We start from the raw sequence: 7,825 nt of genomic DNA on the forward strand, positions 1-7,825 counted from the left end.
CCGGCGCCTTGTCGAAGGTTTCCAGCCGGCAGAAGACGCGGGAAAAATCGCTGCCCGCGCCATAGGCGGCAAAATCGAGGATATGCACGCCGATATCGCCCAGGACGCCATTGGAGCCGTGCTTCTTGGAAAGCCGCCACAGCCACTGGCTTTCCGTGCGCCAGTCGCCCCAGGCCTTCGAGACCAGCCAGCTTTGCAGATAGCTCGCCTCGAAATGCTTGACCCGCCCGATGGCGCCCGACTGCACGATCTCGCGCGCCTTCTGCAATTGGGCGACATTGCGATAGGTGAGGTTGACCATGTTGACCAGGCCCAGCCGTTCGGCGGTCTCGGTCATCTCCATGGCCTTGCCATGGTCGGTGGCCAGCGGCTTTTCGCAGAACACATGCTTGCCCGCCTGCAAGGCCGCCATGGTGGTGGGATAATGCACGCTGTCGGGCGTCACATTGGCAATGGCGTCGAATTCGCCCCAGGCCAGCGCCGCATCGAGCGAACCGAAGCCCCGCTCGATGCCATGCGCCTGGCAAAAGGCCTCGACCCGCGCCGGGTCCACGTCCACGCCGCCCGCCAGGGTCACCCCCTCGATGGCGCCGAAATGCTTGGCATGCTGATTGGCCATGCCGCCGGTACCCAGAATGAGGATACGCATCGTCTATAATCCTGAAACAGAGAAAAGTCCGGGCCTTATTTCTTGACCTCGCCGGCATGCATGGAGGCGGTCAGCTTGGCGCCGCGCTCCTCGATCTTTTCGATGGCCTCGCCCACCGGGCGGTTGGGGGCCTTGAGCAGATGCGCCTGACGCTGGCTGTTATAGGCCCAGTTGACCGCGTTGCGCAGCACCTGGCCGACATTGGCGTCGTGATAGGTCGGGTAGGTTTCGTGGCCGGGGCGGAAATAGAAGATATTGCCCGCGCCGCGCCGATAGGTGAGGCCGCTTCGGAACACTTCCCCGCCCTGGAACCAGGAGACGAACACCGTTTCCAGCGGCTCGGGCACGCTGAAGGGCTCGCCATACATCTCTTCATATTCGAGCTCGAAATAGGCCGGCAGGCCCTTGGCGATGGGATGGCCGGGATTGACCACCCACAGCCGCTCGCGCTCGCCCGCCTCGCGCCAATGCAGATTGGCCGGCGACCCCATCAGCCCCCTGAACACCTTGGAGTGATGCCCCGAATGCAGCACGATCAGGCCCATGCCCTGCCAGACATGCTCCATCACCCTCTTGACCACGGCGTCGTCCACCTGGTCATGGGCGGCGTGGCCCCACCAGACCAGCACGTCGGTATTGGCCAGCGCCTCTTCGGTGCAGCCATGCTCGGGCTCCTGGAGCGTGGTGGTGCGCGCTTCGATATTGCCGTCCTGGGCCAGCAGCGCCGCAATCTGGTTGTGCATGCCCTTGGGATAGTTGGCGGCGACTTCCTTGTTTTTCTGCTCGTGGACGTTTTCGCCCCAGACCAGGGTGCGGATAGCCATGGTAATCTCCTGTCGATATGGCCTCGTCGCCATGACGCGCGGAAGGGAGGCCCGTCCGTCACGGCTGTCATGCTATGGCGTCGGCGGGATCGCCGGCGCGATGTGTCGTTCCGGCGGGCGCGCCGCCTCAGCGCATCGGCTTGCCCGAGGCGTCGAAGCGGTGGATCCGGTCGGCCATGGGGGTGACGTGCACCACATCGCCGCTCTTGTAGCTGTTGGCTCCATCCAGCCGCACCACCACCGGCTCTTCCGTGCCCATGTCGAGATAGACGTAGGAATCGGCGCCCAGGTTTTCGGTGTGGATCACCGTGCCGCTCCATTCCCCGCCCTCGGGCACGATGGCGATGTGCTCGCCGCGAATGCCGATGGTGCTCGCTCCATGCGCCGCCGCGCGCTCCCCACCGATGAAATTCATCTTGGGGCTGCCGATGAAGCCGGCGACGAACAGGCTGTCCGGTGTTTCATAAAGCTCCATGGGCGTGCCCACCTGCTCGATCATGCCGTCGCGCAACACGCAGATGCGGTCGGCCAGCGTCATGGCCTCCACCTGGTCATGGGTCACATAGATCATGGTGGTTTCGGGCATGCCCTCATGCAGCTTGGCGATCTCGATACGGGTGGCCACCCGCAGCGCCGCGTCCAGATTGGAGAGCGGTTCGTCGAACAGGAACACCTTGGGATCGCGCGTGATCGCCCGGCCGATGGCCACGCGCTGGCGCTGCCCGCCCGAAAGCTGCTTGGGCAGGCGATCCAGATATTGCCGGATTTGCAGCATGTCGGCGGCCTTCTCGACGCGCCGCCGGATTTCGTCCTTGTCGTGGCCCTTTTCCAGCGTCAGCCCGAAGGCCATGTTTTCATAGACCGTCATATGCGGATAAAGCGCATAGGACTGGAACACCATGGCGATGCCGCGCTTGGAGGGCGCCAGCGCATTGACGCGCTGCCCGTCGAACAGCATTTCGCCCGAAGTAATGTCCTCCAGCCCCGAGATCAGCCGCAGCAGGGTGGATTTTCCGCAGCCCGAAGGGCCGACGAACACCATGAACTCACCTTTGCGGATCGTGAGGTCGACCCCCTTGATGACCTCGACCACGCCGAAGGACTTGCGGATATTGCGCAGCTCGATGCTTGCCATTTTATAACTCCATTAGCCCTTGACGCCGCCGGCGGTCAGCCCGCTCACGATCTTGCGCTGGAAGATCAGCACCAGCACCACCACCGGCACGGTGACGATCACCGAAGCCGCCATGATGTTGCCCCAGGGGATTTCATATTGCGTGCTGCCCGACAGCAGCGCGATGGCCACCGGCACCGTGCGGGTATCGTTGCTGGAGGTGAAGGTGAGCGCGAAGAGGAACTCGTTCCAGGCCCCGATAAAGGCCAATAGGCCCGTGGTGACCAGCGCCGGCCACATCAGCGGCATGAATACCCGCGTGATGATGACCCAGGGCGTAGCCCCGTCGACAATGGCGGCCTCCTCGATTTCCACCGGCAGGTCGCGCATGAAGGTGGTCAGCACCCAGACGGTGAAGGGCAGGGTGAAGATGGTGTAGGAAAACACCAGCGCCCAGGGCGTATTGTAGATGCCCATGAAGCGGATCAGCTCAAACAGGCCCGCCAGCACCGCCATCTGCGGAAACATCGACACGCCCAATATGGTCATCAGCAGCAGGCCCCGCCCCCGGAACCGCACGCGGCTGAGGGCAAAGGAAGCGGTGATGGCCAGGAACAGCGCCAGCAGCACCGTCACCGACGAGATGAACACCGAATTGAGCAGGTTCCGCGGGAAGCTGCCGGTATTGAGCACGTTGAAATAGTTATTCAGGCTGAACGAGGTCGGCCAGTAATTGATGCGGAACAGGTCCGTGCCCGATTTGAAGCTGGTGAGGATCGCGTAGTAGAACGGGAAGACGCTCACCACCACGATGACGAGAACGAGCAGGTAGAACAGCGTCCACTTCGTCAGCTTCCACAGGCTGAAATTCGCGCCCATCAGCGGTCTCCCCCGTCAAACCGGACCTGGCCCAGCCAGATATAGAGAATGGTCAGCGCCGCGATGATCAGGAACAGCAGCGTCGACATGGCCGAGCCATAGGCGAACTTGTCGAAATCGAAGAGATTTTCGCGCGCCAGCACGCTCATGGTCTTGGTGGCGGCGCTATTGGGCGTCAGCACATAGATGAGATCGAAAATGCGCAGCGCGTCGAGCAGGCGGAAGATGATCGCCACCATCAGCGCCGGCCGCACCAGCGGCAGGGTGATCTTGAAGAATTGCTTGACCGGATGCACCCCGTCGATTTCGGCGGCCTCGTAGATGTCCTTGGGGATCATCTGCAATCCGGCCAGGGTGAGCAGCGCCATGAAGGGCGTGGTCTTCCAGATATCGACGATCAGCACGGCGGTCATGGCGGTGTCGGCCGAGGCGGTCCAGGCCACTTTCTGGCTCAGAAGGCCCAGCCGCATGCCCAGATCGTTGATGATGCCGAACTGGTCGTTGAGCATCCAGCCCCACATCTTGGCCGAAACGATGGTGGGAATGGCCCAGGGCACCAGGATGGCGGCACGCACCAGCCCCCGTCCCTTGAACTCGGCATTGAGCACCAGCGCCACCATCATGCCGAGCACGGCCTCGAAAAAGACCGAGACGAAGGCGAAGCGGACAGTATTCCAGACCGCATTCCACCAGGCCTGGTCCACCAGCAGCCCGCGATAGCGCACATTGCCGCTTTCGAGCACCTGCCAGCGCAGATAATTGCCGAAGCCATACCATTGCGCCGCTTCCAGATTGCTCAGCGAGGCATCGGTGAAGGAAAAATAGATCGAGCGCAGCAGCGGCCACCCGGCCACGACGGCCAGCGCCACCAGCATGGGGATCAGGAACAGCCGGGCGGCGCGGACGCGCTGCTCCATCAGTTCCGATCTGACCTTGACGCCCGCCCTGGCGGACGGCGCTCCCAGAACATCGGTCGCCATCTTGTCCTCCTCCTATCGGTCGTCTTGGCGCGGGGCGGGCGGCGGGCAAAGCCGCCGTCCGCCCCATCAGGCTTGCCTAGGGAGGACTTACCAGGCACTGCCCTTGAGGTCTTCGAGGTCGGCTTCCAGGCCTTCCAGGTTTTCCGCCGCCGTGCCGTTGCCCGACAGCGTGTCGTGCACCGCGCTCCAGAACAGCGAGGACACTTCGTTGTACTTCACCTTGGTCGGGGCCGACGGACGCGGCACCGCGTTCTGGAAGATCTCCTTCCAGGCCGGAATGATCGGCTGGGTCTTGGCGATGTCGGCATCGTCATAGAGCGCCTCGATCGTGGGCAGGTTGGACTGCATGAGCGCGCGTTCCTTCTGCACCTCGGCCGAGCTCAGATAGAGCGCCAGCTCGATGGCCGCATCGGGGGCCTTGCTGTATTTGGAAACGGCCACGTTCCAGCCGCCCAGCGTCGCGGCCGAGCGGGCATCGGGGCCGTCACCGGCCGGGAGCGGCGCCACATCGAACTTGCCGGCGATGGGGGAGTCGGCGCCATTACCCAGCGAATAGGCATAGGGCCAGTTGCGGTGGAACACCGAATTGCCCAGCTGCCAGACGCCGCGGCTTTCCTCTTCCATATAGGCGAGGTTGCCTTCGGGCGAGATGGTGCCGATCCAGCTTGCCGCCATGTCGATGGCCTTGGCCGCCTGCGGATTGTTGATCGAGATGGTGCCGTCGGCTTCCACGATCTGGCCGCCGCCATAGGACTTGACCCATTCCAGCGCGTCGCAGGTCAGCCCTTCATAGGCGTTGCCCTGGAAGACGAACCCCCACATCTCGGCATTGCCGGCGGCGCGCTCGGCATCCATGATTTCCTTGGCGGTGTCGGTCAGCTCCTGCCAGGTCTTGGGAACCGACTTGCCGTATTTGTCCAGCAGGTCCTTGCGGTAGTAGAGCGCCGGGGCGTCGGTGAAGGCCGGCAGCGCCACGAGCTTGCCGTTCACGGTCTGCGACTCGATGATCGAGGGGAAATGCTGGCCCACCACATCCTTGGCCGCATCGGTCAGGTCGAGGAACTGGTCGGCAAGCTGGGGCGCCCAGATCACGTCGGTCTGGTAGACGTCGATATCGGTGTTGCCGGCGGCGAGCCACAATTTGTACTGGCCGAACTGGTCCGTGGTCGAGGACGGCATGGGCACGACGGTGACCTTGTGGCCGGTTGCCGCCTCGAACTTGTCGAGCTGGCCGCGCAAGAATTCGAGGCCGGTGCCGGTATCGCCCGAAACGATCGACAGCTCGGCCGCCTGGGCCATCCCGGCGACCAGGGTGACACTGGCCATCATGCCGACAAGCAGGTGTTTGAGTTTCATTGGTAATCCTCCCGAAAGAACCAGATCGCAGGGAGGCATGCATGCATCGGGCCCGGTTTCGATCCCCGGAACCCTTGCCCTCACCTCCCCGAAAGCGCCCTGCCGAACCGTTCCACGGCTCAATTCAAAGCGCTTTGAAAGAAAAACAACCAGACTGGCCATTTCCTGTCAAGCACCCATCGGGGCAAACTTTAGGAATCTCCTATGCCATCAGAATTTTATACTTTAATTTCAATATATTAGACAAATTCCGTTGCCCAAAAGGTTAATTTTGTATCGCGGTGCATTGATGTACGCACCTCAATCCGAAAACGCATTTTCTGCCCCTTGCGTTTGAATTTGAAATCGCTTTGAATAATTCGCGGAGGAGTAAGGGCGTTTGCGCTGTTCAAAGGCCGCCGCCTGCCCTAATGGCAAGCCGATCCGCCCCGGCATCGCGCCGGCGCCGGGCGACGCTGCGAACCGGATGGGCCAGAACCCAATATGAGACTGAAAGAGCTCGCCCAACATCTCGGCCTGTCCCAGACCACCGTCAGCCGCGCGCTCAACGGCTATCCGGAAGTCAACGAGGCCACGCGCCATCGCGTTTCCGAGGCCGCCGCGCGGCTCGGCTACAGGCCCAATGCCAGCGCCTTGCGCCTGGCCACCGGCCGCGCCGGCGCCGTCGGCATGGTGCTGCGCGGCTCGGAGGAATTCGGCCCCCATACCAGCGAGTTCCTGGGCGGGCTGGGCGGCCGCATGGCCGATGCCGAGATCGACCTTCTCGTCACCACCGTGGCCAGCCAGCACGACGAGATGGCCGCCTATCGGCGCCTGGCCGCCAGCCAGAAGGTGGATGCGGTCGTGCTCCATTCCCCCACCCTGCGTGACGAGCGCGCCGAATTGCTGCTCGATCTGGGCATTCCCTTCGTGCTGCATGGCCGCACCGAAATCGGCCGGCCGGTGCCCTGGCTCGACATCGACAATGAGGGCGCGCTGGAGCGGGCCACCAACCACCTGCTCGATCTGGGCCATCGCCGCATCGCGCTGCTCAACGGGCTCAAGGGCCAAACCTTCGTGGAACACCGCGAGCGCGGCTATCGCCAGGCCCTGGCGGCCCGCGGCATCGGCTTCGACAAGACCCTGATGGGCAATTCCATCTTCACCGACGAAGTGGCCTTCCGACTGGCCCAGTCCATGCTGGAGCTCCGGCCCCGCCCCACCGCCTTCCTCGCCGGCTCGATGATGACGGCGCTGGGCGTGTTCCGCGCCATCCGCCAGGCCGGGCTGCAATTGGGCCAGGACGTTTCCATGATCGCCCATGACGACGTCTTCCCCTATCTCAACGCCGACAACATGTATCCCACCATGTCCACCACGCGTTCCTCCATGCGCCAGGCCGGCACCCGCATCGCCGAGCTGATCGGCCAGATCCTGGCCGGCAAGCCCGCCGAGCAGATTCACGAGCTCTGGCCGGTGGAGCTGGTGCTGCGCGAAAGCTCCGGCCCCGCCCCCGCGCGCTGAGGCCGCCCTCCGCATCTTTCCCTTGCCCGCGGCCGGGGCCCGGCGTACCACCATGCCAGTCCCCGGGAGGATGCGATCATGGACAATCCCTTCGTCACCACCGAATGGCTGGCCGCCCATCTCGACGACCCCGACCTGGTGGTGGTCGATGCCAGCTGGCACATGCCCAATGCCGCCCGCAACGCCCAAGCCGAATATCTGGCCGGGCACATCCCCGGCGCGGTCTTTTTCGACATCGACGGCATCGCCGACACCGATACCGACCTGCCCCACATGCTGCCCGCCCCCGCCGATTTCGCCCATATGGTGGGCGCGCTGGGCATTTCGGACACCATGACCATCGTCATCTATGACGAGATCGGGCTTTTCTCGGCGCCCCGCGCCTGGTGGACCTTCACCATCATGGGCGCGCGGAATGTGCGCATCCTGGCCGGTGGCGGCCCCAAATGGCGCGCCGAGCGCCGCCCGGTGGTCGCCGGCCCGGTCAGCCGGCCCGCGCGGATCTTCAATGCAAATTTCG

The 7,825-nt window shown here is 63.6% G+C and carries 8 protein-coding genes; 2 read left to right on the top strand and 6 right to left on the bottom strand.

Going from position 1 to position 7,825, the window contains the following annotated elements; genetic code table 11:
- From VDP82_RS10950 to VDP82_RS10975, 6 genes are all read right to left on the bottom strand, one after another.
- Positions 1-649, bottom strand: a 649-nt coding sequence (locus VDP82_RS10950; protein ID WP_323014881.1) for a Gfo/Idh/MocA family oxidoreductase, incomplete at its 3' end; no start/stop codon positions are given.
- A gap of 35 nt (positions 650-684) precedes the next feature.
- A complete protein-coding gene (locus VDP82_RS10955; protein WP_323014882.1) occupies positions 685-1,473 on the bottom strand; it encodes a ThuA domain-containing protein in 789 nt (262 codons plus the stop codon).
- Between the two features lie 127 nt (positions 1,474-1,600).
- Entirely contained in the window at positions 1,601-2,608 is a 1,008-nt protein-coding gene (locus VDP82_RS10960; protein ID WP_323014883.1) for an ABC transporter ATP-binding protein, read from the bottom strand.
- Between the two features lie 12 nt (positions 2,609-2,620).
- Positions 2,621-3,466 (bottom strand): carbohydrate ABC transporter permease, encoded by an 846-nt coding sequence (locus tag VDP82_RS10965; protein WP_323014884.1) that lies wholly within the window; start codon positions 3,464-3,466, stop codon positions 2,621-2,623.
- Positions 3,466-4,446, bottom strand: a complete 981-nt coding sequence (locus VDP82_RS10970; protein WP_323014885.1) for a carbohydrate ABC transporter permease — start codon at positions 4,444-4,446, stop codon at positions 3,466-3,468. The genes VDP82_RS10965 and VDP82_RS10970 overlap by 1 nt, the downstream gene beginning before the upstream one ends.
- A gap of 87 nt (positions 4,447-4,533) precedes the next feature.
- Entirely contained in the window at positions 4,534-5,802 is a 1,269-nt protein-coding gene (locus tag VDP82_RS10975) for an ABC transporter substrate-binding protein (protein ID WP_323014886.1), read from the bottom strand.
- Positions 5,803-6,285: 483 nt separating this feature from the next.
- Between VDP82_RS10975 and VDP82_RS10980 the strand changes: the two genes are divergently transcribed.
- Entirely contained in the window at positions 6,286-7,305 is a 1,020-nt protein-coding gene (locus VDP82_RS10980; protein ID WP_323014887.1) for a substrate-binding domain-containing protein, read from the top strand.
- Between the two features lie 78 nt (positions 7,306-7,383).
- Positions 7,384-7,825, top strand: a 442-nt coding sequence (locus tag VDP82_RS10985; protein ID WP_323014888.1) for a sulfurtransferase, incomplete at its 3' end; no start/stop codon positions are given.

Origin of the sequence: Devosia sp., assembly GCF_034675085.1 — a bacterium.
GTDB lineage: Bacteria > Pseudomonadota > Alphaproteobacteria > Rhizobiales > Devosiaceae > Devosia.